General features: G+C 64.7%; 28 protein-coding genes. 17 read left to right on the plus strand and 11 right to left on the minus strand.

The genetic code is table 11. From position 1 onward, the window contains the following. The first annotated feature begins 458 nt into the window (after positions 1-458). The 4 genes from phaC (BM315_RS11730) to BM315_RS11745 all read left to right on the plus strand — a co-directional run bounded on the left by phaC (BM315_RS11730) (position 459) and on the right by BM315_RS11745 (position 5,936). A complete protein-coding gene (gene phaC / locus BM315_RS11730; protein ID WP_090501103.1) occupies positions 459-2,138 on the plus strand; it encodes a class II poly(R)-hydroxyalkanoic acid synthase in 1,680 nt (559 codons plus the stop codon). Between the two features lie 155 nt (positions 2,139-2,293). Further along, positions 2,294-3,151, plus strand: coding sequence for a poly(3-hydroxyalkanoate) depolymerase (gene phaZ / locus BM315_RS11735; protein ID WP_090501106.1), 858 nt, complete (start codon positions 2,294-2,296; stop codon positions 3,149-3,151). A gap of 406 nt (positions 3,152-3,557) precedes the next feature. Further along, the gene (gene phaC, locus BM315_RS11740; RefSeq protein ID WP_090501108.1) at positions 3,558-5,240 is read left to right on the plus strand and encodes a class II poly(R)-hydroxyalkanoic acid synthase; all 1,683 of its coding nucleotides are present in this window, start codon (positions 3,558-3,560) and stop codon (positions 5,238-5,240) included. Positions 5,241-5,321: 81 nt separating this feature from the next. Continuing rightward, positions 5,322-5,936: a TetR/AcrR family transcriptional regulator gene (locus tag BM315_RS11745; protein ID WP_090501110.1), complete on the plus strand. Its 615-nt coding sequence runs from the start codon at positions 5,322-5,324 to the stop codon at positions 5,934-5,936. Between the two features lie 80 nt (positions 5,937-6,016). Here the strand turns inward: BM315_RS11745 and BM315_RS11750 are convergent, their stop codons facing one another. From BM315_RS11750 to BM315_RS11760, 3 genes are all read right to left on the minus strand, one after another. Continuing rightward, positions 6,017-6,769: a phasin family protein gene (locus BM315_RS11750; RefSeq protein WP_090501112.1), complete on the minus strand. Its 753-nt coding sequence runs from the start codon at positions 6,767-6,769 to the stop codon at positions 6,017-6,019. Between the two features lie 10 nt (positions 6,770-6,779). Beyond that, positions 6,780-7,220, minus strand: a complete 441-nt coding sequence (locus BM315_RS11755) for a phasin family protein (protein ID WP_090501114.1) — start codon at positions 7,218-7,220, stop codon at positions 6,780-6,782. Between the two features lie 115 nt (positions 7,221-7,335). After that, on the minus strand, positions 7,336-7,614 hold the full coding sequence (locus tag BM315_RS11760) for a polyhydroxyalkanoic acid system family protein (RefSeq protein ID WP_090501116.1): 279 nt from the start codon (positions 7,612-7,614) through the stop codon (positions 7,336-7,338). A gap of 155 nt (positions 7,615-7,769) precedes the next feature. Here BM315_RS11760 and ubiE point away from each other — a divergent pair, with 155 nt between their 5' ends. From ubiE to BM315_RS11805, 9 genes are all read left to right on the plus strand, one after another. After that, positions 7,770-8,540: a bifunctional demethylmenaquinone methyltransferase/2-methoxy-6-polyprenyl-1,4-benzoquinol methylase UbiE gene (gene ubiE / locus BM315_RS11765; protein WP_090501118.1), complete on the plus strand. Its 771-nt coding sequence runs from the start codon at positions 7,770-7,772 to the stop codon at positions 8,538-8,540. Next, positions 8,540-9,157, plus strand: a complete 618-nt coding sequence (locus BM315_RS11770; protein ID WP_090501120.1) for a ubiquinone biosynthesis accessory factor UbiJ — start codon at positions 8,540-8,542, stop codon at positions 9,155-9,157. Before ubiE ends, BM315_RS11770 begins: the two co-directional genes overlap by 1 nt. Then, positions 9,154-10,746, plus strand: a complete 1,593-nt coding sequence (gene ubiB / locus BM315_RS11775) for a ubiquinone biosynthesis regulatory protein kinase UbiB (protein WP_090501122.1) — start codon at positions 9,154-9,156, stop codon at positions 10,744-10,746. Before BM315_RS11770 ends, ubiB begins: the two co-directional genes overlap by 4 nt. 66 nt (positions 10,747-10,812) lie before the next feature. Beyond that, complete coding sequence (gene hisI / locus BM315_RS11780; protein ID WP_090501124.1) at positions 10,813-11,214, plus strand: phosphoribosyl-AMP cyclohydrolase; 402 nt, start codon at positions 10,813-10,815, stop codon at positions 11,212-11,214. Beyond that, the gene (locus BM315_RS11785; RefSeq protein ID WP_090501126.1) at positions 11,207-11,539 is read left to right on the plus strand and encodes a phosphoribosyl-ATP diphosphatase; all 333 of its coding nucleotides are present in this window, start codon (positions 11,207-11,209) and stop codon (positions 11,537-11,539) included. The genes hisI and BM315_RS11785 overlap by 8 nt, the downstream gene beginning before the upstream one ends. 41 nt (positions 11,540-11,580) lie before the next feature. Beyond that, on the plus strand, positions 11,581-11,814 hold the full coding sequence (tatA, locus tag BM315_RS11790; protein WP_090501128.1) for a twin-arginine translocase TatA/TatE family subunit: 234 nt from the start codon (positions 11,581-11,583) through the stop codon (positions 11,812-11,814). Between the two features lie 3 nt (positions 11,815-11,817). Beyond that, on the plus strand, positions 11,818-12,168 hold the full coding sequence (tatB, locus tag BM315_RS11795; protein WP_090501131.1) for a Sec-independent protein translocase protein TatB: 351 nt from the start codon (positions 11,818-11,820) through the stop codon (positions 12,166-12,168). Next, entirely contained in the window at positions 12,165-12,959 is a 795-nt protein-coding gene (tatC, locus tag BM315_RS11800; protein WP_090501133.1) for a twin-arginine translocase subunit TatC, read from the plus strand. Before tatB ends, tatC begins: the two co-directional genes overlap by 4 nt. Continuing rightward, positions 12,956-13,663 (plus strand): 16S rRNA (uracil(1498)-N(3))-methyltransferase, encoded by a 708-nt coding sequence (locus tag BM315_RS11805; protein ID WP_090501135.1) that lies wholly within the window; start codon positions 12,956-12,958, stop codon positions 13,661-13,663. Before tatC ends, BM315_RS11805 begins: the two co-directional genes overlap by 4 nt. Positions 13,664-13,744: 81 nt before the next feature. Here BM315_RS11805 and BM315_RS11810 read toward each other — a convergent pair whose 3' ends face one another. Continuing rightward, positions 13,745-14,248 (minus strand): winged helix-turn-helix transcriptional regulator, encoded by a 504-nt coding sequence (locus BM315_RS11810; RefSeq protein WP_090501138.1) that lies wholly within the window; start codon positions 14,246-14,248, stop codon positions 13,745-13,747. Between the two features lie 102 nt (positions 14,249-14,350). On the opposite strand from BM315_RS11810, the gene BM315_RS11815 reads away from it, so the two are divergent. From BM315_RS11815 to BM315_RS11825, 3 genes are all read left to right on the plus strand, one after another. Beyond that, positions 14,351-15,079, plus strand: a complete 729-nt coding sequence (locus BM315_RS11815) for an SDR family oxidoreductase (RefSeq protein ID WP_090501140.1) — start codon at positions 14,351-14,353, stop codon at positions 15,077-15,079. Between the two features lie 81 nt (positions 15,080-15,160). Beyond that, positions 15,161-15,754: a 2-hydroxychromene-2-carboxylate isomerase gene (locus tag BM315_RS11820; RefSeq protein WP_090501142.1), complete on the plus strand. Its 594-nt coding sequence runs from the start codon at positions 15,161-15,163 to the stop codon at positions 15,752-15,754. Between the two features lie 81 nt (positions 15,755-15,835). Beyond that, complete coding sequence (locus tag BM315_RS11825) at positions 15,836-16,252, plus strand: UPF0158 family protein (RefSeq protein WP_090501143.1); 417 nt, start codon at positions 15,836-15,838, stop codon at positions 16,250-16,252. Between the two features lie 27 nt (positions 16,253-16,279). Here BM315_RS11825 and BM315_RS11830 read toward each other — a convergent pair whose 3' ends face one another. From BM315_RS11830 to pip, 4 genes are all read right to left on the minus strand, one after another. Further along, positions 16,280-16,924, minus strand: a complete 645-nt coding sequence (locus BM315_RS11830) for a response regulator (RefSeq protein ID WP_090501145.1) — start codon at positions 16,922-16,924, stop codon at positions 16,280-16,282. A gap of 3 nt (positions 16,925-16,927) precedes the next feature. Beyond that, positions 16,928-18,277 (minus strand): cache domain-containing protein, encoded by a 1,350-nt coding sequence (locus tag BM315_RS11835; RefSeq protein WP_090501147.1) that lies wholly within the window; start codon positions 18,275-18,277, stop codon positions 16,928-16,930. 100 nt (positions 18,278-18,377) lie between these two features. Then, positions 18,378-18,815: a D-aminoacyl-tRNA deacylase gene (dtd, locus tag BM315_RS11840; protein WP_090501149.1), complete on the minus strand. Its 438-nt coding sequence runs from the start codon at positions 18,813-18,815 to the stop codon at positions 18,378-18,380. Next, positions 18,812-19,783, minus strand: a complete 972-nt coding sequence (gene pip, locus BM315_RS11845) for a prolyl aminopeptidase (protein WP_090501151.1) — start codon at positions 19,781-19,783, stop codon at positions 18,812-18,814. Before pip ends, dtd begins: the two co-directional genes overlap by 4 nt. 108 nt (positions 19,784-19,891) lie before the next feature. Between pip and BM315_RS11850 the strand changes: the two genes are divergently transcribed. Then, entirely contained in the window at positions 19,892-20,326 is a 435-nt protein-coding gene (locus tag BM315_RS11850) for a hypothetical protein (protein ID WP_090501153.1), read from the plus strand. A 36-nt stretch (positions 20,327-20,362) separates the two neighbouring features. Here BM315_RS11850 and BM315_RS11855 read toward each other — a convergent pair whose 3' ends face one another. The 3 genes from BM315_RS11855 to hutI all read right to left on the minus strand — a co-directional run bounded on the left by BM315_RS11855 (position 20,363) and on the right by hutI (position 24,424). Beyond that, on the minus strand, positions 20,363-22,297 hold the full coding sequence (locus tag BM315_RS11855; protein WP_090501155.1) for an autotransporter domain-containing SGNH/GDSL hydrolase family protein: 1,935 nt from the start codon (positions 22,295-22,297) through the stop codon (positions 20,363-20,365). A gap of 122 nt (positions 22,298-22,419) precedes the next feature. After that, complete coding sequence (hutG, locus tag BM315_RS11860; protein WP_090501157.1) at positions 22,420-23,223, minus strand: N-formylglutamate deformylase; 804 nt, start codon at positions 23,221-23,223, stop codon at positions 22,420-22,422. Next, on the minus strand, positions 23,216-24,424 hold the full coding sequence (gene hutI / locus BM315_RS11865; RefSeq protein WP_090501159.1) for an imidazolonepropionase: 1,209 nt from the start codon (positions 24,422-24,424) through the stop codon (positions 23,216-23,218). The genes hutG and hutI overlap by 8 nt, the downstream gene beginning before the upstream one ends. Positions 24,425-24,429 lie beyond the last annotated feature (5 nt).

Consider the following 24,429-nt stretch of genomic DNA (forward strand, 5'->3'; position numbering starts at 1 on the left):
TGGGGCTTTTCCGAGGCGAATAGCTGGCTATTTAACAAGGGAAAGCAGCAAAACTGCCCCCCTCTACCTAAAGAAAGTGGCTTTTCCGCAGTAGAACAGTGTTAAGTCCGACAGACTCCTGGGAGGCTAGCCAGAGCCTCTCCACCTGTCCCGGCCGCCTGCAACGGGTGGCCGGCCGCACGCTCAAGCCCTCTCCGCGCCGAGGTTAGAGCGCACTTTCTAATCTATCTCGGCATACTCTCCGCGCATTTGCCCGTACCGCGGCAAGCTTGCGCAAATCAACAAACTCGGGTAACCAAGGAACTGGCAGGTTCCCTGCATTTGGCCAAGCCGGATGCATAGATTGAGAAGCGGATCAGTTCCGCCCCCCGGCAACCCGAGCAATACCCGGCCCTGGTCCCGTGTCGCCTTGCACAGCAACACGCCGGTATTCGCCTCAGGACAATGGAGCGTCGTAGATGTCTGAAAAAAGCAATGATGATCTGAAACACCAAGCTTCAGAGAACACCCTCGGCCTGAATCCGATCGTCGGCATCCAGAGCAAGGATCTGCTGACGTCGGCACGCACGGTGCTCACCCAGGCCATCCGGCAACCGCTGCACAGCGCCAAACACGTCGCTCATTTCGGCGTGGAACTGAAGAACGTCCTGTTTGGAAAGTCCGAGCTGCAACCCGAGAGTGGCGACCGCCGTTTCGTCGACCCGGCCTGGAGCCAGAATCCGCTGTACAAGCGTTATCTGCAGACCTACCTGGCCTGGCGCAAGGAACTGCATGACTGGGTCGAACACAGCAACCTGTCGGAACAGGACGCCAACCGCGGCCACTTCCTGGTCAACCTGATGACCGACACCCTGGCGCCAAGCAACAGCATGGCCAACCCGGCGGCGGTCAAGCGCTTCTTCGAAACCGGCGGCAAGAGCCTGCTCGACGGCCTGTCGCACCTGGCCAAGGACATCGTCAATAACGGCGGCATGCCCAGCCAGGTCGACATGAAGGCCTTCGAGGTCGGCAAAAGCCTGGCCACCACCGAAGGCGCGGTGGTGTTCCGCAATAGCGTGCTGGAGCTGATCCAGTACCGACCGACCACCGAACAGGTGCACGAGCGCCCGTTGCTGGTAGTGCCGCCGCAGATCAACAAGTTCTATGTGTTCGACCTGTCGCCGGAGAAGAGCCTGGCGCGCTTCCTGTTGCGCAGCGGCGTACAGACCTTCGTGGTCAGCTGGCGCAACCCGACCAAGGCGCAACGCGAGTGGGGCCTGTCGAGCTATGTCGAAGCACTGAAAGAGGCCATCGAGGCGGTCATCGCGATCACCGGCAGCCAAGACATCAACATGCTCGGTGCCTGCTCCGGCGGCATGACCACCGCCTCGCTGCTCGGCCACTACGCGGCGCTCGGCGAGCAGAAGGTGCATGCGCTGACCCTGCTGGTCAGCGTGCTGGACAACAAGCTGGACACCCAGGTCGCGCTGTTCGCCGACGAGAAGACCCTGGAGGTGGCCAAGCGGCGCTCCTATCAGGCCGGCGTCATCGAAGGCAGCGACATGGCCAAGGTGTTCGCCTGGATGCGTCCCAATGACCTGATCTGGAACTACTGGGTCAACAACTACCTGCTCGGCAACGAACCGCCGGTGTTCGACATCCTCTACTGGAACAACGACACCACGCGCCTGCCCGCCGCGCTGCATGGCGAGTTCATCGACATGTTCAAGGCCAACCCACTGACCCGCCCCGGCGCCCTGGAAGTCTGCGGCACCCCCGTCGACCTGAAACAGGTCACCTGCGACGTCTTCTGCCTGGCCGGCACCACCGATCACATCACGCCCTGGGAGGCGTGCTACAAATCGGCCCACCTGTTCGGCGGCAAATGCGAGTTCGTCCTGTCCAACAGCGGGCATATCCAGAGCATTCTCAACCCGCCGGGCAACCCCAAGGCGCGCTACATGACCAACACGGAACTACCGTACGAGTCGAAAGCCTGGCAGGACAGCGCGACCAAACACACCGACTCCTGGTGGCTGTACTGGCAGAAGTGGCTGAGCGAACGCTCCGGCGCCAGCAAGAAAGCCCCCACCAAGCTGGGCAACAAACAGTTCCCGCCTGGCGAGGCCGCACCTGGAACCTACGTACACGAACGTTGATCGATTGCGCACTGCGCACCACTGCCCGCGGCACCTGGAAGTGCCGCTCGCCCAGCCGGCACATCCGCCGAACCGGCGACCAGGTTTGCCCTGGTAGTTCTGGGAGTGACCTTGGATGGTCTCACCCAGTGTTTTGACTCATAGGGCCTGCGCGCATGTCGTTACCTTTCGTATTCCGCACCATCGACCTGGACGGTCAGACCATTCGCACGGCCGTTCGCCCCGGCAACGGCAAGATGGCGCCACTGCTGATCTTCAATGGCATCGGCGCCAACCTGGAACTGGTCATGCCCTTCGTCCAGGCGCTCGACCCCGAACTCGAAGTGATCGCCTTCGACGTACCCGGCGTAGGTGGCTCCTCGACGCCCAGATCACCGTACCGGTTCTCCGGCCTGGCCAAACTGACGGCACGCATGCTCGACTACCTGGACTACGGCCAGGTCAATGTGATCGGCGTGTCCTGGGGTGGCGCCCTGGCCCAACAGTTCGCCCATGACTACCCGGAGCGCTGCAAGAAACTGGTGCTGGCCGCCACTGCCGCCGGAGCGGTGATGGTGCCGGGCAAGCCCAAGGTGCTCTGGCGCATGGCCAGCCCGCGTCGTTATGTGCAGCCGTCCTACGGCGTACAGATCGCCCCGGACATCTACGGCGGCGCCTTCCGCCGCGACCCCAAGCTGGCCCTGGCCCACGCCAGCAAGGTGCGTTCGGGCGGCAAGATGGGCTACTACTGGCAACTGTTCGCCGGCCTTGGCTGGACCAGCATCCACTGGCTGCACAAGATCCGCCAGCCGACCCTGGTACTGGCCGGCGACGACGACCCACTGATTCCGCTGATCAACATGCGCCTGCTGGCCTGGCGCATCCCCAATTCGGAGCTGCACGTGATCGACGACGGCCACCTGTTCCTGGTGACCCGCGCCGAAGCAGTGGCACCGATCATCATGAAATTCCTCGCCGAAGAACGCCAACGGGCAGTGATGCACCCACAGCCCACCCCTGCTCGCCAGCACTGAGAGGCTGTGAAAAAACGCTCTCCTACTGCGACCGCCTCCAAACGCCCGCTGCGGTGTTGCGCTACGGCGCTCGATTTTTTCACAACCCCTGATCGGACGAGGGTACGCCCAGTGCCCTCCTGCCCCATCACGGTGCAGGCGCACCTGACCCCGCACGTGATGATCTACTCCGTCACATACCCGCGAGCAAACTGCGCCAGGTTGCTGTCCGCAATCAAGCGGCTGCGGCTGGCCGCGCCGTGCGCGCCACCGACAACCCTGGTGAGCACGGCGCACCCTACGAGGCGGTGTCATCGGAACAATAATTCTGAGACAGCGCACTGGTCTAGTCTGCCAACTAGCAGGATTCTGGTATAAGCCTTGCTGTACTGCTCCCTGATCACGGATAGCTTTGGAGTACCCCTTCATGCGCAAACAACCCCCGACACGCCACCTCCCGGCCCAGACCAGCCCGATGAACGTCCAGAGTGCAGTTGCGGGCCTGCGCGCCAGAGATATGCTGTCCACCCTGCGCGGCCTGGCCTTGCAGGGCTTGCGCCAGCCGGTCCACAGTGCCCGCCACGCACTGGCCCTGGGTGGGCAACTGGGCCGCGTACTGCTCGGCGACACGCCGTACAAGGTCAACCCGAAGGATCCGCGCTTTGCCGACCCGACCTGGCAGCTCAATCCGTTCTACCGGCGCAGCCTGCAGGCCTACCTGGCCTGGCAAAACCAGCTGGACAGCTGGATCGAGGAAAGCGACATGAGCGCCGACGACCGCAGCCGCGCGCGCTTCGTCGTCAGCATGCTCGGCGATGCCCTGTCCCCCTCCAATACCCTGCTCAACCCATTGGCGCTCAAGGAACTGTTCAACAGTGGCGGCAGCAGCGTAGTCAAAGGCCTGGGCCACCTGTTCGACGACCTGCTGCATAACGACGGCATGCCCAGCCAAGTCAGCAAGCAGGCCTTCGAAGTCGGCCGCAACCTGGCCGCAACCCCCGGCGCAGTGGTGTTTCGCAACGAACTGCTGGAGCTGATCCAGTACAAGCCAATGAGCGAGCAGCAATACGCCCGACCGCTGCTGATCGTGCCGCCGCAAATCAACAAGTTCTATATCTTCGACCTGTCGCCCGACAAGAGCTTCGTCCAATACGCCCTGAAGAACGGTTTGCAAACCTTCATCATCAGCTGGCGCAATCCCGATGCACGGCACCGCGAGTGGGGCTTGTCGAGCTACGTGCAGGCGGTCGAGGAGGCCATCGATGCCTGCCGGGCGATCACCGCCAGCAAGGAAGTCAACCTGCTGGGCGCCTGCGCCGGCGGCCTGACCATCGCTGCACTGCAGGGCCACCTGCAAGCCAGGCGGCAACTGCGCAAAGTCGCCAGCGCCACCTATCTGGTCAGCCTGCTGGACAGCCAGATCGACAGCCCAGCCATGCTCTTCGCCGACGAAAAAACCCTGGAAGCGGCCAAACGGCGCTCCTACCAGCAAGGCGTACTGGACGGTCGCGACATGGCCAAGGTGTTCGCCTGGATGCGTCCCAACGACCTGATCTGGAACTACTGGATCAACAACTACCTGCTCGGCAAGCTGCCACCAGCCTTCGACATTCTCTACTGGAACAACGACAACACCCGCCTGCCGGCGGCCCTGCATGGCGACCTGATCGACTTCTTCAAACACAACCCATTGATCCGTGCCGGCGGCCTGGAAGTCTGCGGCACCCCGGTCGACCTGAAAAAGGTCACGGTCGACAGTTTCAACGTCGCCGGGATCAATGACCACATCACCCCCTGGGACGCGGTCTATCGCTCGGCCATGCTGGTCGGCGGCAACAAGCGTTTCGTCCTGTCCAACAGCGGGCATATCCAGAGCATTCTCAACCCACCAGGCAATCCCAAGGCCAACTACTTCGAGAGCAGCAAGCTCAGCGGCGACCCGCGTGCCTGGTACCATGACGCCCAGCGGCACGACGACAGTTGGTGGCCGCAATGGCTGAGCTGGATCCAGGAGCACGCCGGCAAGCAACGCGAGACCCTGATGACCCTGGGCAACGCGCACTACCCGGCGATGGAGGCGGCCCCCGGCACCTACGTGCATGTACGCTAGCAGCGCACACTACCGGGCACTGGCCGAAGCCACCTTCGGCCGGTTATCTTCCGGCCTCCCCCGTCAGCATAAGAAGACCGGATGAAAACCCGCGATCGTATCCTCGAATGCGCGCTGATGCTGTTCAACCAGCAAGGCGAGCCGAATGTCTCCATCCTGGAAATCGCCAATGAACTGGGGATCAGCCCGGGCAACCTGTACTACCACTTCCATGGCAAGGAACCGCTGATCCTCGGCCTGTTCGAGCGTTTCCAGGCGGAACTGGCGCCGCTGCTCGACCCTCCGCCCGACGTACGCCTGGATGCCGAGGACTACTGGCTGTTCCTGCACCTGATCGTCGAACGCCTGGCGCATTACCGTTTCCTGTTCCAGGATCTGTCCAACCTGGCCGGACGCCTGCCCAAGCTGGCCCGCGGTATCCGTAACTGGTTGAACACCTTGAAACGCACCCTGGCCTCGCTGCTGGCACGACTGAAGGCGGAAAACCAGTTGGTCAGCGACACCAACTCCCTCGGCCAACTGGTCGAGCAGATCACCCTGACCCTGCTGTTCTCCCTCGACTATCAGCGCATCATCGGCCGCGAGGGTGAGAGCCGCCTGGTGGTCTATCAGGTGATGATGCTGGTGGCGCCACACCTGACCAGCGAATCACGCTTCGCTGCCGAGCATTTGGCCCGGCGCTATCTGGAAGCCTGAACGACATACAGCCTGCATCTCGGCGCAGAAACGCAAACGCCCGGCTAGTGCCGGGCGTTTGCGCTTACGACAACCGGTCCTTAGGACTGGCTGGTCGGTGCCACTGGAGCAGCTACAGGCGTCGGAGCAGGCGCAGGAGTTGCCACTGACTCAGCCGCAACGGGTGCGGCAGCTGGCTTGAGCGCCGGCTTGGCGGCGGCTTTGGCTGCCGGCTTGGCCGCTGGTTTTACAGCAGGCTTGGCCGCTGGCTTGGCCGCAGCTTTAACTGCTGGTTTAGCGGCGGCCTTGGCTGCTGGCTTGGCCGCAGGCTTGGCTGCAGCTTTAGCGGCCGGCTTGGCAGCGGTCTTGGCCGCAGGTTTGGCGGCGGCTTTTGCTGCTGGCTTGGCTGCCGGCTTGACCGATTTGACCGAGACGCCGGTCAATTGCTCGATCTGCTTGGTCAGGCTTTCGACCTTGGCATTGAGTGCTTTCACTTCATTGCGGCTCGGTACGCCGAGACGCGAAATGGCGTTGTTCAGGCGCTTGTCGAAGGCTTCTTCCAGCTCGCCCCACTTGCCGATCGCCCGATCCTTGACTTCGTCGACCTTGGACTTGGTGCTGCCCACTTTCGACTCGACCGTGGACTTCACCGCATCGACTTGCTTCTCGACTTCGCTCTTGGCCAGCTTCTCGGCTTTTTCGCCGTCCTTGACCAGCGTATCGAACAGCTTGGTGCCGTCCTTGCTGACCTTGGAGTAAGCCCCCAGGCCTGCCAACCAGATCTGCCGCGAGTATTTTTCAACTTCGCCGATCCAGGAGCTGGTCTGCTTTTCGGTTTTCTTTTTGACGGCCATGCTGTTCTCCTTATTTGGTACGCGCGACGTGCTCGAGCAACGCGCTCAGCTCATCAAGCTTAGCAGAGAGTGCTGCGACATCCTGCTTGGACGGGATGCCGATACGGTTGAGTGCGCCGGCCACACGCGCGTCGAAAGCCTTCTCGATTTTATCGAGTTGCACTTCGACTTTACCTTTGACGCTGTTGACGTTGCCGGTCACGCTGCTCTTGACGCTATCGATCTGGCTGTTGGCTGCTTCGACCTGTTCATTGACCAGCTTCTTGCCCTGTTCTTCGACGCTTTCGCCGCTCTTGACCAGCTCTTTGAAATACTCGGCGCCTTCCTGTCCAGCCTTGGCATAGGCACCCAGGCCGGCCAGCCAGATCTTGCGGGCATAGCCTTTGACGTCGGTCAGCACGGTGGCTTTGTCTTCGACTTCGATTTTCTTCTTCACGGTAACTTTCGACATGGTGCACCTCACGCGCAGTGGTTTGAGGAAACGCCCACGGAATGCAGGCTTGGGCACACGGTATCGAGGAAAATTAGAATCCACATACTAGTCGCGAAAAAATGTCACGAGCGCCTCAGACCTTGAGGCTCCTATCCAGCACGTCTTCGATTTCCCGCTTGATGCTACCGCTCATGGCAGACAGCAGCAGGCCGAGGTTGAGTTGCACATGCACCCGGTCTTCGCCCACCTCGATACGCCCATCGGCACCGCTGCGTTTGAACTCCAGGGTGTCGCCGTTCCAGCTGTAACGCACGGCGTACTCGCGGGCCAGGCGTTCGGCCAATTGCTCGGCTTTTTCCCGGGCGACCTCGCGACCGAGCGAATGCGGGCGTTGCACATCAATTCTGGCCATGGCGTTTCTCCTGAGCAGACCAACTGCGACCTTAAGTCGCGCGACTATAGCAATATGCTGCAGCCGCAAGCGGCAAGCTACAAGCTGCAAGCCGTCTTTTCGGTTTAGAATGGCCGCCACTTTATTCAGCCTCTCTATATTCAGGTAAGGGCGAGATGAACGACCCGCGCAAGCACAGCGACAGCGAACCCACCACGCATTTTGGTTTTCAGGATGTACCGGAAAGCCAGAAGGCGCAGAAAGTCGCCGAAGTGTTTCATTCGGTGGCCGCCAAATACGACCTGATGAACGACCTGCTCTCGGGCGGCATGCATCGTTTGTGGAAGCGCTTCACCATCGAACTGTCCGGCGTGCGCCCGGGTAACCGGGTGCTGGATATCGCCGGCGGCACCGGCGACCTGGCGCGCAAGTTCGCCAGCCTGGTCGGCCCGACCGGCGAAGTGGTGCTGGCCGACATCAACGAATCGATGCTCAAGGTCGGTCGCGACCGCCTGCTCGACCGCGGCGTGGCCGGCAACGTCAAATTCGTCCAGGCCGACGCCGAGAAGCTGCCGTTCCCGGACAATCATTTCGATTGCGTGACCATCGCCTTCGGCCTGCGCAACGTCACCCACAAGGAAGACGCCATCCGCTCCATGCTGCGCGTGCTCAAGCCTGGCGGTCGCCTGCTGGTGCTGGAATTTTCCAAGCCGTCGAGCAGCCTGCTGTCGAAGGTCTACGACACCTACTCGTTCAACTTCATGCCACTGATGGGCAAGCTGATCACCAACGACGCCGAGAGCTACCGCTACCTGGCCGAATCGATCCGCATGCACCCCGATCAGGACACCCTCAAGGCCATGATGGTCGAGGCCGGCTTCGAGCGCGTCACCTACCACAACATGACCGGCGGTATCGTCGCCCTGCACCGCGGCATCAAACCCTGATGTTCGGCACCGCCCTGCTGGCCGGCGTCGAGCTCGGCCTCAACCGGGTACTGGCCCTGGACAGCACGGCGCTGCCACGTCTGGCGCGCTTGAGCGGCCAAGTCATCGCAGTGGACTGCACGGCGCCGGCCCTGCAGCTGTTCATCCTGCCCAGTGGCGAAGGCCTGCAACTGGCCGGGCAATGGGCCGGCGAGGCCGATTGCCGCCTGCGCGCCCCCGCTACCAGCCTGTTGCGCCTGGCCACCGGCCAGGACAAGACGGCGGTGCTGCACAGCCCCGAAGTCGAACTGGACGGCGACAGCGCCGCCCTGCTGGAACTGGCCGGCATCCTCCAGGACCTGGAGCTGGACTGGGAATACGAGCTGTCGCGCTGGCTCGGCCCGGTGGCCAGCCAGCTGCTTGGCAGCCATATCCGCAGCCGGGCCAGCTGGACCAGCCAGACCCTCGACAGCCTGCGCCTGAATCTGGCCGACTACCTCAGCGAAGAATCGCGCAGCCTGGTCGGCCAACGCGAAGCCGATGCCCACTTCGCCGAACTGGACCGCCTCAAACTCGACCTCGACCGTCTCGATGCCCGCATCGAGCGCCTCATCCAACCGCATAAGCCCACCGCATGAAGCTGCTCGCCGTTCGTCGTCTGCTGCGTATTCAACGCGTGGTCATCCGCTACCAACTGGATGACCTGCTGTTCGCCCAGCAACCCCTGCCACTCTGGCTGCGCGCCCTGCGCTATGCCTTGCCGTGGCGCTGGTTGCCACGCAGAGCCCTGCACTTGTCGCGCGGTGCGCGCCTGCGCCTGGCCCTGGAAGAACTGGGGCCGATCTTCATCAAATTCGGCCAATTGCTCTCCACCCGCCGCGACCTGCTGCCGGTGGACATCGCCGATGAACTGGCCAAGCTGCAGGATCAGGTGCCGCCGTTCGACCCGGAGCACTCGCGGGCGCTGATCGAAGAGCAACTCGGCGCTAAGGTCGGCGATGTCTTCGCCCGCTTCGATGCCCAGCCGCTGGCCTCCGCCTCGGTCGCGCAGGTGCATGGCGCGCAACTGCAGAGCGGCGAGGAAGTGGTGGTCAAGGTGATCCGCCCCGGCCTCGAACCGGTGATCCGCCAGGACCTGGCCTGGCTGTTCCTGCTCGCCAGACTGGCCGAGAAAGCCTCCACCGATGCCCGCCGCCTGCGCCCGGTGGAAGTGGTCGGCGACTACGAGAAAACCATCTACGACGAACTCGATCTGCTGCGCGAGGCGGCCAACGCCAGCCAGTTGCGGCGCAACTTCGAAGGTTCGCCACTGCTCTACGTGCCCCAGGTCCACTGGGAGCTGTGCCGACCCAAGGTGCTGGTGATGGAGCGCATCTACGGCATCCAGGTCACCGATCTGGCCACCCTCGCCGACCAGCGCACCGACATGAAGCTGCTGGCCGAGCGCGGCGTGGAAATCTTCTTCACCCAGGTGTTCCGCGACAGCTTCTTCCATGCCGACATGCACCCCGGCAATATCTTCGTCAGCACCCGCACGCCCTGGGATCCGCAGTACATCGCGATCGACTGCGGCATCATCGGCAGCCTGACCGCCGAAGACCAGGACTACCTGGCGCGCAACCTGCTGGCCTTCTTCAAGCGCGATTACCGCCGCGTGGCGCAACTGCACATCGACTCCGGCTGGGTACCGGCCGAGACCCGGGTCAACGACTTCGAGGCGGCCATCCGCACCGTCTGCGAGCCGATCTTCGAGCGGCCGCTGAAGGATATTTCCTTCGGCCAGTTGCTCCTGCGCCTGTTCCAGACCGCCCGGCGCTTCAATATGGAAGTCCAGCCGCAGCTGGTGCTGCTGCAGAAGACCCTGTTGAATATCGAAGGCCTGGGCCGCCAGCTCTACCCGGATCTGGACCTGTGGACCACCGCCCAGCCCTTCCTCGAGCGCTGGATGCGTGAGCGGGTCAATCCGCTGCACCTGCTGCGCAACCTGCAACAGCAGGCCGAACAAGTGCCGCACCTGTCGCAAATAGCCCGCGACGCCCTGGAACGCCTCAACCGGCAGCCCCAGAGTCCGCCCCTCGCAGCCAGCGGCAAGCCGCATTGGCCGGTGCGCCTGCTCGGCGCCGTACTGATTGGCGGCGCGGCCAGCCAAGGTCTGCTGCTCAGCCTCGCCGCCTGGCCAAGCTGGGCGATGCTCGCTGGCGGCGTTTATCTGGTCATGCGCCGATAGCCACACCGCAGCCACGCTGGCACACTAGAACCCTATCCCACAGGCCCGTGACGGGCGGAAGCAGCGATGACCGACTGGCTCGACGAAATCAACTGGAACAGCGACGGCCTGGTGCCGGCGATTGCCCAGGATCACCAAACCGGCCGCGTGCTGATGATGGCCTGGATGAACCGCGAAGCCCTGGCCCTGACCGCCGCCGAACAGCGCGCCATCTACTGGTCGCGCTCGCGTGGCAAGCTGTGGCGCAAGGGCGAAGAGTCCGGCCACGTGCAGAAGCTGCATGAGCTGCGCCTCGACTGCGACGCCGACGTGGTCATTCTCAAGGTCGAGCAGTTGGGCGGCATCGCCTGCCATACCGGTCGGCAAAGCTGCTTCTATCGGGTGCTCGACAACGGCGCCTGGAAAACCGTCGATGGCGTGCTCAAGGACCCGCATGCCATCTATGCCAAAGGACACCGCCATGACTGACACCCTGAGCCGCCTGGCCGAGGTCCTGGAGGCGCGCAAAGGTGCCGCGCCCGACAGTTCCTACGTCGCCAGCCTGTACCACAAGGGTCTGAACAAGATTCTGGAAAAGGTCGGCGAAGAATCGGTGGAAACCATTCTCGCCGCCAAGGACGCTGCCGTCAGCGGCGACTGCAACGAGCTGATCTACGAAACCGCCGATCTGTGGTTCCACAGCCTGATCATGCTTGCCGCCCTCGGCCAGCATCCGCAAGCGGTGCTGGACGAACTGGATCGCCGCTTCGGCCTGTCCGGACACGCGGAAAAAGCCGCGCGCCCGCAATCCTGACCCGCTATTTATCAACAACCAGCTACTGAGGAGTACACATCATGGGTTTCGGTGGCATTAGCATTTGGCAACTGGTGATCATCCTGCTGATCGTCGTCATGCTGTTCGGTACCAAGCGCCTGAAAGGCCTGGGCTCCGACCTCGGCGACGCGATCAAGGGCTTCAAGAAATCGATGGGTAACGACGACGCCGACAAGCCGGCGGTAGAAGAGTCCAAGGGCCAGACCATCGATGCCCAGGCGCGCAAGGTCGAAGAACCGACGAAGAAAGACTGAGCCATGTTCGACATAGGCTTTACCGAGCTGCTGCTGATCGGCGTGGTCGCCCTGGTGGTGCTGGGCCCCGAGCGTTTGCCCGGTGCAGTGCGCACGGCCGGGCTTTGGATCGGCCGGATCAAGCGCAGCTTCAGCGCGATCAAGGCCGAGGTCGAGCGCGAGATCGGTGCCGACGAAATCCGCCGGCAACTGCATAACGAGCAGATTCTAGAGCTTGAGCGCGAAATGAAGGCCATGAAGCAGACCCTCGATGCGCCCCTCAGCAGCATGACCGAGTCAAGCCCGGTCAGTGACGTCGCCCCTACGGCCGAAACAGACAACAGCACCCGCCAGGAAAAGAACCCACAACCATGAGCCGAGCAACGGACAGCGACCAGGAAATGCCCCTGGTATCGCACCTGACTGAACTGCGCACGCGCCTGCTGCGCATCGTGGGCGCCGTGCTGCTGCTGTTTGCCGGGCTGTTCTACTTCTCCCAGGAGATCTACGCGCTGGTCGCCGCGCCCCTGCGGGCGTACTTGCCGGAAGGCGCGACCATGATCGCCACGGGCGTGGCCTCACCCTTCCTCACCCCGTTCAAGCTGACCATGATGGTCGCCCTGTTCCTGTCGATGCCGATCATCCTGCATCAGGTCTGGGGCTTCATTGCGCCGGGCCTGTACAAGCACGAGAAGCGCATCGCCATCCCCCTGCTGATCTCCAGCATCCTGCTGTTTTACGGCGGCATGGCCTTCGCCTATTTCGTGGTGTTCCCGATCATGTTCGGCTTCTTCGCCAGCGTGACCCCGGAAGGCGTGGCGATGATGACCGACATCGGCCAGTACCTGGACTTCGTCCTCACCCTGTTCTTCGCCTTCGGCGTGGCCTTCGAGATCCCGGTGGCGACCTTCCTGCTGATCTGGGTCGGCGTCGTCGACGTGGCCGCCCTGCGCAAGAGCCGGCCCTATGTGATCGTCGGCTGCTTCGCCGTCGGCATGGTGCTGACCCCGCCGGACGTGTTCTCGCAGACCCTGCTGGCGGTGCCCATGTGGCTGCTGTTCGAGGCCGGCCTGCTCTGCGGCAGCCTGGTCAAGCGCCGTGACGAGCACGAAGCCGAAGCCGCCGAGCACGAACACGACGACCAACCGCCTGCCGCGCAGCCGTGAACCTGCTGTTGCTGGAAGACGGCGACTTCGTTGCCGCTGACCGGGCGCTGCTCCGTGGTCGGCGCCTCAAGCACCTGCACGAGGTGCACCGCGCCGCAGTCGGCGACAGCCTGCGCGTCGGTCGCCTGGATGGCTTGATGGGCAGCGGGCAGTTGCTGCGCCTGGATGCCAACGAAGCCGAGCTGAGCGTCGAACTCGACCAGCGCGCCCCGGACAAACTGCCGCTCACCCTGCTGCTGGCCCTGCCACGGCCGAAGATGCTGCGCCGCGTGCTGCAGACGGTCAGCGCCATGGGCGTACCCAGGCTGGTGCTGCTGAACAGCTACCGGGTCGAGAAAAGCTTCTGGCAGACGCCCTTTCTCGAGCCGGCGGCGATTCGCGAACAGCTGATCCTCGGCCTGGAGCAGGCCCGCGACACGGTGCTGCCGGAGATCATCATCGAGAAGCGCTTCAAACCCTTCGTCGAGGACCGCCTGCCGGCGCTGGCAGCCGGCAGCCTCGGCCTGATCGGCCACCCCGGCGCCTACCCGGCCTGTCCGCGGGCGGTGGATCGAGCCGTGACCCTGGCCATAGGCCCGGAAGGCGGCTGGATTCCCTACGAGGTGGACAAGCTGCAAGAGGCCGGCCTGCAACCGGTGCAACTGGGCGAGCGCATCCTGCGCGTGGAAACCGCGGTTACCGCCCTGCTGGCGCGTTTGTTCTAATCGAGCACCTGACTCCGTAGGAGCGGGCCATGCCCGCGAAAAGGCAATAGCCGGAAAATCGATCGCACGCATGGCGTGCTCCTACGGTTTTTCTCCACTCCGCTGTACCTGCCAATGCGCCGGCAGCAATTGCCCCTTGAACGCCGGCGCCTCCTCCAGCACTACAGCGCCCGGCTGCAGCGCCTCGCCGCATTCCGAGCAGACCAGCACCCCGTGCATCGGCTGGCCACAGTGGCTGTGCCGATGACGAATCGGCGCGCCTTCGGCGCCGCTCATATGGCGGTCGCCCCAGTTGACCAGGGCCAGCACGGCGGGATACAGGTCGCGGCCCTTGTCGCTCAGGCGGTATTCCTCGCGCAACGGCCGCTGCTGATAGGCGACCTTGTCCAGCACCCCGGCTTCGACCAGCTTCTTCAGGCGTTCGGCCAGCACATGACGGGTCACGCCCAGGCGTTTTTCGAATTCGTCGAAACGCCGGATACCGAGAAAACATTCACGCAACAGCAGCAGGGTCCAGCGGTCACCGACCACCGACAGGGTGCGGGCCAGGGAACAGGGTTGTTGCTCGAGTTCTTCCCAACGCATTGCACAGCCTCCAATCAGGAATGGCTCACCATAGCTTGACAGGTTCCAAAATGGAACCGACTATCGAGCAAGGTTCCAAAACAGAACTAACGGAGAGGCGCAATGGCTGAACGCAAAGCAATCCTGGTGATGGGCGCCGGCGACGCAACCGGCGGCGCCATCGCCAGCCGCTTCGCCCGCGAGGGCTATGTCGCCTGTGTGGCCCGCCGCCACGCGGACAAACTGGCGCCGCTGGTCGCCGCCATCGAGACCGCAGGCGGCACGGCGCGGGCCTTCGGCTGCGATGCGCGGGTCGAGGCCGAGGTGATCGAACTGTTCGCCAGCATCGAGCGCGAGGTCGGCCCGCTGGAGGCGGTGGTGTTCAATATCGGCGCCAATGTGCAATTTTCCATCACCGAGACCAGCGAGCGGGTCTATCGCAAGGTCTGGGAGATGGCCGCCCTGGCCGGTTTCCTCACCGGTCGTGAAGCGGCGAAAGTCATGCTGCCACGCGCCCGCGGCAGCATCATCTTTACCGGCGCCACCGCCTCCCTGCGCGGGCGAGCCAATTTTTCCGCCTTCGCCGGCGCCAAGTTCGCCTTGCGCGCCCTGGCCCAGAGCATGGCCCGCGAACTGGGTCCGCAGGGCATCCATGTCGCCCACCCGATCATCGATGGCGCCATCGACACCGTCTTTATCCGCGAAAGCTTCCCCGAGCTGTACCAGCGCAAGGAACAGGACGGCATCCTCAACCCCGAGCACATCGCCGAGACCTACTGGCAGATCCATTGCCAGCCACGCGACTGCTGGGTGCACGAACTGGATCTGCGCCCGTGGACGGAAACCTTCTGAACCTCCGACCTTGCCAACCCGTAACCCGGATTGCATCCGAGCGACGGACTGGGCCAGAGCCCCAACCAGCAGGAAAAAACGATGAGCAAGAATGTGGAGTTTTTCTTCGACTTCGGCAGCCCGACCAGCTATCTGGCCTGGACCCAGTTACCGCGTATCGCCGAAGCGGCCGGGGCGCAGATCCTCTGGCGGCCGATGCTGCTCGGCGGCGTGTTCAAGGCCAGCGGCAACCAGTCGCCGGTGAGCATCCCGGCCAAGGGTCGCTACATGCTGCAGGATCTGGCCCGCTTCGCCAGACGCTACGGCGTGCCCCTGGCGTTCAACCCGCACTTCCCGATCAATACCCTGCAGCTGATGCGCGGCGCCGTCGGTTACCTCGGCTCGGAGCGGTTCCAGCCCTATGTACAGGCGGTCTTCGAGGCACTCTGGGTGCGCCAGCAGAACCTCGCTAAAGCCGAGGTCGTCGCCGCGGTGCTGAGCGCCGCCGGCCTGGATACCGCCGAATTCGAGCGACTGGTCGGCGACGAAGCGGTCAAGCAACGGCTCAAGGACAACACCGAGAAAGCGCTCGGGCGTGGCGTATTCGGCGCCCCGACGTTCTTCGTCGGCAGCCAGATGTTCTTCGGCCAGGACCGCCTCGACTTCGTCGCCGAGGCGCTCGCCCAACAAGCCTGAAAGACAATCCGGCCAGGCCACAGGGTGCAACTCTGCGACAGCCGCGTTAATGTCACCGGTTTCCACCCGGAGCCAACGACCATGCGCCCCTTGACCATCGATCTGGCGCGCCTCGAACAGGCCCTGCTCAGCCAGGACGCCGGCGAACGCTACCTGGACCTGGCAACCGGCAGCGTGCTGCGCGTCGCCCCCGGCGCGCCCGCACCGGGAACCGAGGAGAAATACGACGTCCAGCCCGACCGCTACCTGGCCATAGCCCCCCTGGACCTGGACGAGCTGCTGGCCATGCGCGCAGCCTTTCTGTTCGGCCTGCACGACCCGCACGCGCACACCCTGCTCAGCCATGCTCTGAGCGGACGCCGGCCCTTGCCTACCTTCGACTATGAGCTGGAAAAGCTGCCGCAGCTGCAGCCCGCCTGGCAGGCTTTTCAGGCCCGCCAGGCGCGCGAACGGGCCCTCGAGTGGCTAGACAGCAATGGCCTCGAGGCCGCGGACTAGCCTGGCGGACGGTTGCAGAGCCCCGCCTCAGACACTCAACCAGCCGCGCTCCAGTGCATATTTCACCAGCCCGGCCGGGGTATCGACGCCCAGCTTGCGCCTAATGCTCAGCCTATGGGTTTCGACGGTGCGCACGCTGATCTCGAGCAGGCGCGCGATGGCCTTGTTGCTCAGGCCCTGTGCGAGCATCTGCAGCACCTCGCGCTCACGCGGGGTCAGCTCGTCGTCGGCGCTCGGCGGGCTGACGGTTTTCTCCAGCAGGTCGGCACTGTAGTAGGTACCGCCGGCGGCAATCGCATCGATGGCAGCGACTATTTCCCGTGAGGCGGCATCCTTCAGCACATAGCCGCGGGCGCCGGCACGGATCGAGCTGGTCACGTATTCGGCGTGGTCGTACATGCTCAGGATCAGGATCTGCATGCCCGGGTACTGACGACAGAGGATCTCGGTCAGCTGCAGGCCGGTCATGTCTTTCATGCCGATGTCGACCAGCAGCAGGTCCGGGCGCACCTGGCCGACCAGGATCAGCGCCTCGGCGCCGCTGCTGGCCTCGCCCACCACCTCCAGCTGCGGCATGGCCGCCAACAGCCCGCGCAGGCCGTCGCGCACCAGCTCGTGGTCATCGACCAGGGCGACACGGATGGGTTGGCGATCTTCGGATAGGTTGGACATGACTCACCCCGGTAACGGCAGACTCACCATCAGCTCGGTGCGGCCTGGCGTGGAAGATAAGGTAAAACGGCCACCCAGGTGCTCGACCCGCTCGCGCATGTTGCGCAAGCCGATGCCGCTACTGCGCCCCTGCTCGATCCGGGCGATGTCGAAGCCGACGCCATCATCGCGCACCCGCAGCTGCACGGTCGAGCCCTCCTGCTCCAGCGCGATGCTGACCCGGTGGGCACGGGAGTGGCGCGCGATATTGGCCAGCGCCTCCTGCACGATGCGAAACAGGGCGACCGACTCGCCATCGGGCAGACGCGGCATGTCCAGGCTCTGCCGGTATTCGACCAGCAGCCCGCTGCGTTGCTCGAACTCGACCGCCAACTGGCCAATGGCCGCCGGCAGGCCGAAGCTGTCCAGCAGCGAGGGGCGCAGATCATGGGAGATGCGCCGCACCTCGGCGATCGCCCCGCCGAGGCGCGCCAGCCCGCCGCGCAGCGTTTCCAACGCCTGGCTGCGGCCGCTTTCCAGCTCGTGACAGGCCAGTTCGAGGCGGTACTTGACCGACACCAGCAACTGGCTGATGCCGTCGTGCAGCTCGCGGGAAACCCGCGAACGCTCCTCCTCCTGGGAACTGACGATGCGTTGCGCCAACAACTGCAGCTTGCGGTCGGCCAGGCGCTGCTCGCTGACATTCAGGGTCAGCCCAGCGGCCGACACCAGCAGCACCGCCACCAGCGCCACGCCGGCCAGCGCCCACATGGTGCTGCGGATGTTCTCCGTCACCTTGGCCCGCGCCTGCTGGGTGGCCAGTTCGACATCATCGAGATAGAGGCCGGTGCCGATCATCCAGTCCCAGCGCTCGAGCATTACCACGTAGGCGAGCTTTTCGGTCAGTTGGCCGGAGGAAGGTTTCTCCCATTGATAGCGCTGGAAGCCGTCGCCGCTGCGCGCGCTGAGCAACAGCGCCTGGATCGCCTGCACCCAATGCGGATTGGTCATGTTCACCAGGTCGCGACCGATCAACTCCGGCTGGCGTGGGTGCATCAGGTTGCGCCCCTTGCCGTCGTAGACGAAGAAATAGCCATCGCTGCCGTAATCGAGGCCGAGCAAGATGCTCAGCACCTGCTGCTGGGTGACGGCATCGTCGCGACCGCTGGCATACAGCGGCGCAACCGCGCTCAAGCCCAGCTCGACATAGTTCTTCAGCTCGGCCTTCTTGCTGGCGATGATGCTGGTCTCGATCAGCAATTCCTGCTGCTCGCCCAGGCGCTGGGCATGCGTCAGCACCAGCGCGCCGATCACGGCAATGGCCAGCAGCAGCGGCAGAATGGCGAGGGCGACGATCTTCTGTTTGAGTTGCATGGGGGCCGTTGCTGGCGCGGTGGTTGACGAAGAGGGTGCGGAGTTCCAGCAAAGCAGATCTGGCGGGCGGCTCATCAGCGGCGCTCGCCAGAGCATGCCTTCAGACTTCAAGCAGAAAGGTCACCGGGCCGTCGTTGACCAGATGCACCTGCATGTCGGCACCGAAGCAGCCGCAGGCGACCGGCGCATGCTTGAGCCGGGCCTGCTCGACCAGCAACTCGAACAACGCGGCGCCCAGGGCTGGCGGCGCCGCTGTGGAAAAACTCGGGCGCAGACCGTTGCGCGTGTCGGCTGCCAGGGTGAACTGCGAGATCAGCAGCAGGCCGCCGCCGACATCGCCGAGCGACAGGTTCATCTTGCCGTCGGCATCGCCGAATATCCGGTAGTTGAGCAGCTTGTGCAGCAGCTTGGCGACGCTGGCCGGATCGTCCTGCGGCTCGACCGCGACCAGGGCCAGCAGGCCCCTATCGATGGCGCCGACGACCTCGCCGGCGACTTCCACCCGCGCGCCACTGACCCGCTGGATCAGCGCCTTCATGCTTCGTCGGGCGCCAGGTCGAGCAGGCGCCGGGCGATCTGGTCGGCCGCCCGCACCAGGGCGTCGGTGATGCCCACTTCGGAGGCGGCGTGGCCAGCATCGCGGATGATCTGCAGCTCGCTGTTGGGCCAGGCCTGGTGCAGGTCCCAGGCGTTGTCCAGGGGGCAGATCACGTCATAGCGACCATGCACGATCACCCCGGGCAGGTGGGCGATCTTCGGCATGTCGCGGAGCAACTGGTCGGCCTCGAGGAAGGCGTTGTTGACGAAGTAGTGGCACTCGAGCCGGGCGATCGACAGCGCCCGGTGCGAATCGTTGAAACGCTCGACCACCTGCGGATTCGGTCGCAGGGTGGCGGTACGCCCTTCCCAGTTCGACCAGGCCTTGGCCGCGTGCATCTGGGCGATCTGGTCGGAACCGGTCAGGCGCTTGTAGAACGCCTGCATCAACTCGCCACGCTCCTCGGCCGGAATCGGCGCCAGGTAATCCTGCCAGTAGTCGGGGAACAGGCGGCTGGCGCCTTCCTGGTAGAACCAGTGGAACTCCTGGGGACGACAGAGGAAGATGCCGCGCAGGATCAGCGCGTGCACCCGCTCGGGGTGGCGCTGGGCGTAGGCCAGCGCCAGGGTCGAGCCCCAGGAGCCGCCGAACAGCACCCACTTGTCGATGCCCAGGTGCTCGCGGATGCGCTCCAGGTCGGCGACCAGATCCCAGGTGGTGTTGTTTTCCAGGCTCGCATGGGGGGTGGAGCGCCCGCAGCCGCGCTGGTCGAAGGTGACGATGCGGTACAGGTTGGGATCGAAGAAGCGCCGGCTCAGGGCATCGCAACCGGCGCCCGGGCCACCGTGAATGAACACCACCGGCAGACCCTCCGGCGTACCGCTCTCGTCCACATAGAGCACGTGCGGCGCCTCTACCGCCAGTTCATGGCGGGCGTAGGGTTTGATCTCCGGATACAAAGTCTGCATGGTGCACTCCTGGATGTATACGTGGGGTACGGCGCCAACTCGTGTGCAAACGGCCCGCTAGCGCTTCCCGCTCTGCCTCGCATCATAACCATGTAAAAGGAATTGAGCATGTCGGCTCGGCAATTTGCCCTACCTTTCGTGATGCTTCTCGCCCTGCTGACGGGCTGCGGGGCCAAGGATGACCCGCAGGCGAGCCTGGAAGCAGCGGTGCAACAGTTGCAGGACAACCTGGAAGCGAAAGACAGCGGCGCCGTCCTCGAGCAACTGCACCCGCAGTTTTCCGCCCAGCAGGAATTCGACCGCGACTGGGCCAGGCGCACCATGGCCCTGCTGTTTCTGCGGCACAAGCACGTCCGGGTGATCGCCCTCAGCAAGAATAGCCGCCTCGACCCGACTTACCGCGACAAAGGCCACAGCCAGGCGCAGGTCGCCCTGACCGGGGCCGAAGGCCTGATCCCCGACAGCGCGCGGCACTACGGGGTCAAGCTGGAGTGGTGGCGGGAAGGCGATGAATGGCGACTGGCGCGCTTGCGCTGGGAATGACGCCAACCGCGCCTTTAAGCGCGGCTGGCTGACGCCTTACCAGTCCCAGCTGAGGGACAGGTTCAGGCCATGCTGACGGTCGTCGGTGCCGCGCAAGTGATAGGCCGCGCGCAGCTGCAGCTCCTCGGCCAGGGCATGGCTGATGCCCAGCCCGGCGAGGGTCTGGCCACTGGCTGGCGTATGCCCCTGCAGCTCGAAGCTGTTGCCGGCTACCGCATTGAGGCCCAGGCGCAGGTCGCGGCTATCGTCCTCGAACTCCAGCTCGCGGGCGATCTCGGCAAATACCTGGGTCGCCGCGGATAGCTGGTAATTGGCTTGCAGACCCAGACCCAGCCGCGTGCTGTCGCGCTGCTGATCGTCGTAGTTGAGCGCCGTCGAACTGGAGCCGTCCTCGCGATAAGCATCCACCTCCACCTTGGCATAGTCAGCGCTGATGAACGGACTGACCCGCCAGCCCGTGTCGGCATTGGCCAGGTCATAGCCCAGGCGCCCGGACAGGGCCCAGAGCTGGCCATCGCTGTCGCCTTTCTCGCTGCGCTGGGCGATGCCCAGGGCGAACTGGCGATTGAGGTCGCTGTAATCCAGATGACCGAGACTGAAGCTGGCGTCCGCCCACAGACGACCCTGCTGATACTGGGCGAAGGCGCTAAGCAGGTAGCTGCGCAGGTCGTACTCGGAGTCGGCCTCACCCACTTCGAGGGTCTGCTGCTGCAGGCCCAGGGCCAGGCCCAGGCGCCACTGCTCGCTCAGCCGGTAGCTGCTGCCCAGATTCACGCCCAGGCCATCGCTGTCGCCGCTGGCCACCGCCTCGCCGCGCTCGAACTGCTGGCGCTGACCGCTGGCAGCGACGAAGCTGCGCCACTGGCCGACGGCTTGCCAGGCACCACGGTCGGCCTGCCATTCGCTGCGCAGTTGCTGCTGGTGACCGTTGAGGCTGGCCATGGCCATTTCCGGCAACAGGGACACTTCCCAGGGTGCGCCGAGAATCGAATAGATGTAGTCGGCGCTGATCTGCTGCACCGCGGCGGTGGGGTGCACGCCGTCGTTGAACATCAGGCGGGCCGGGTTCGGCGTGAGCCCGCCGAGACCCCAGGTCGGATCGGCCAGGCAACCGCTGCCGCTGAAGCAGACATCGGTCTGGCTCACCAGCGGATCGAAACCGTAGGTCGCCAGGTCGCCCTGCACCTCGGCCAGTAGGCCGCGGAAATTCAGGCGGATGACATTGCCGCCCAGGGCCGCAAGCTGGCTGCCCAGCTCGGCATTGAGCAGGCCCGCGGCGCTCGACCAGGCATCGCGAAAGCCCGAGGCGAAGCCGGCGGGCGTCAGGCCGACGTCCGGCAGGTCCGAGACGATGATGGTGCGCGCGCCGGCCTGCTGCAGGGCGGCGACCCCCGCCACCAGGTCGGCCGCCGCCGCGGCGGCGCTGGCCTGATCGGTGACCACGAACTGCAGCACGTCGTTGCCGCCGCCGTTGACATAGAACAAGGCATCGGGATCGACTCGCGGCACATCCACCAGATAACCGTTACGGGTCCGAATGGTGCCGCCACCGGCATCCACCACCGAACCATTGACCGCCGTAATCGAATTCAAGATCTGGTCGGTGCGGTAGCCCCCCACCGCATAGTTAGTGCCATCGGCGTTGCCAGTTAGTATCTGCGGCAGAATGGGCGTCGAGGGCAATGCCTGCAGGCCGAGCAACGACGCCAGACGCTGGGTGGCGACGGCATCGAAGTACTCGGTGTTGTTGCTCAGGTAGCTGGGGCCGGTGCGGTTGGTGAAGCGCAAGCCACCAGTCGGATTGCCGCCCAGCAAGGGGCTGCCAAGGTCGGGAAATTGCCCGCTGTCGCTCAGCGAGTCGCCGAAGATCACCAATTGCGAATAGGGCATGGCCTGCGTCGCGGCGGGCAGGACGGCGAGCAGGACGGCGAGCAGGACGGCAGCGGTCAGGGTTTTCAAGGTCGGGCTCATGGATGCTCCTTCTTATTAGTATTGCCAGAGGGCAAGCATAGAAGAGTATCCAGGCCGCTCGAACGGCACAGCCACCCAAATGGGTGAGGCGCCGCCGGCCCGCGAGGGAGTCACTGCGCCCGCTAACGCCCGTAGCGTTCGCGGCCCCACTCCAGCATCGCCTGCAGCAGGTCGCGCAGCACCTCCTGGGTGGGCTCGGCGAGGTCTGCGCGATAGTCGAAGGGCACCTGCTCCTCCATGTAGGTGCACTGCGCCAGCTCCAGCTGCACGGCATGCACCTGGGCCTGCGGTTGGCCGTAGTGACGGGTGATGTGTCCGCCCTTGAAGCGCCCGTTGAGCACATGGCTGTAGTCCCGGGCGGCGGCGCAGACCGCCAGCAGGCGCTCGCTCAGTTGCGGGTCGCAACTGGCGCCGGCGTTGGTGCCCAGGTTGAAGTCCGGCAGCAGGCCGTCGAACAGGTGCGGCACGCAGGAGCGGATCGAGTGCGCATCGAACAGCAGCGCATAGCCGAACTCGGCCTTGAGCCGCGCCAGTTCGGCGGCCAGGGTCTGGTGGTAGGGCTGCCAGATCTCGGCGAGATAGCGCGCCCGTTCCTCGCGGGACGGCTCGCAGCCGGCGCGGTACAGCGGCTCGCCGGTGAACAGGGTCGCCGGGAACAGGCCGGTGGTGGCGCTGGCGTAGAGCGGCGCGTCATCCTGCGGGCGGTTGAGGTCGATGACATAGCGCGAGTAGCAGGCCTCCAGGGTGCTGGCGCCCAGTTCATCGGCAAAGTCATAGAGCCGCGGGATATGCCAGTCGGTATCGCCGAGGCGCTTCGCCTCCTCGACCAGGCCCGCCTCCACTGCAGGCGTCAGCAGGATGCCGGGATGCGGCATGCTGATCAGCAGCGGCGTGCTGCCGCGCTTGAAACTCAATACGTTATCCATGGTCGACCTCCCGTGCATGGCGAATCACCCGTTTGGGCAAATCGCCGCCCAACCAATAGGCCAGCTCCGCCGGTCGCCGGATCTGCCAGGCGACGAAATCGGCGAGCTTGCCCACTTCAAGGCTACCGCGACTGGCCGCCAGACCCAAGGCCTTGGCGGCGTTCAGGGTGACCCCGGCCAGGGCTTCTTCGGGGGTCAGGCGGAACGAGGTGCAGGCCATGTTGAGCATCAGGCGCAGCGACAGCGCCGGCGAGGTGCCGGGATTGAGATCGCTGGCAACCGCCATGGCCACGCCGTGCCGGCGCAGCAGCTCGATCGGCGGCAAGCGGGTTTCGCGCAGCAGGTAGAAGGCCCCCGGCAACAGCACCGCCACGCTGCCGGCCGCCGCCATGGCGATGACGTCGTCCTCGGTCATGTACTCCAGATGATCGGCCGACAACGCCTGGTAGCGCGCCGCCAGGCTGGAACCGTGCAGTGAAGACAGTTGCTCGGCGTGCAGCTTGACCGGCAAGCCCAGCGCCTGCGCGGCGACGAACACCCGCTCGACCTGGGCCGGGGAGAAGCCTAGGTGTTCGCAGAAGGCGTCCACCGCATCCACCAGTCCCTCGGCCGCCAGCTCCGGCAGGATCTCGCGGCAGACCCGCTCGATATAGGCGTCGGCGCGGCCCGCAAACTCCGGCGGCACGGCATGGGCGGCCAGGCAGGTGGCACGCACGGTCAGCGGCAGCATGTCGCCGAGGAGGCGGATCACCCGCAGCATCTTGCGCTCGCTGGCCAGGTCCAGGCCATAACCGGACTTCACCTCCAGGGTGGTGACACCCTCGCGCAGCAGCTGCCGCGCACGCTGCAGCGCGCCGCTCAGCAACTCGCCCTCACTGGCCTCGCGGGTGGCGCGCACGGTGCTGGCGATGCCGCCGCCGTTTGCTGCGATCTCGGCATAGCTGACGCCCTCGAGGCGCTGTTCGAACTCGCCGCTGCGATCGCCGCCGAACACCAGGTGGGTGTGGCAGTCGATCAACCCGGGGGTCAGCCAGGCGCCCTCGAGATCATGCCGCTCGGCGTAGTCGCCGGCGGGCAGCTCGGCCCGCGGGCCGATCCAGGCGATGTGCGCGCCCTCGGTGACCAGCGCGGCGTCCTCGATGATCGAGTAACGCCCGCCGGCCATGGTCGCGGCGTGGCAGTTGAACCAGAGAGATTGCATAAGGG

It is taken from the genome of Pseudomonas borbori (assembly GCF_900115555.1).
GTDB lineage: Bacteria > Pseudomonadota > Gammaproteobacteria > Pseudomonadales > Pseudomonadaceae > Aquipseudomonas > Aquipseudomonas borbori.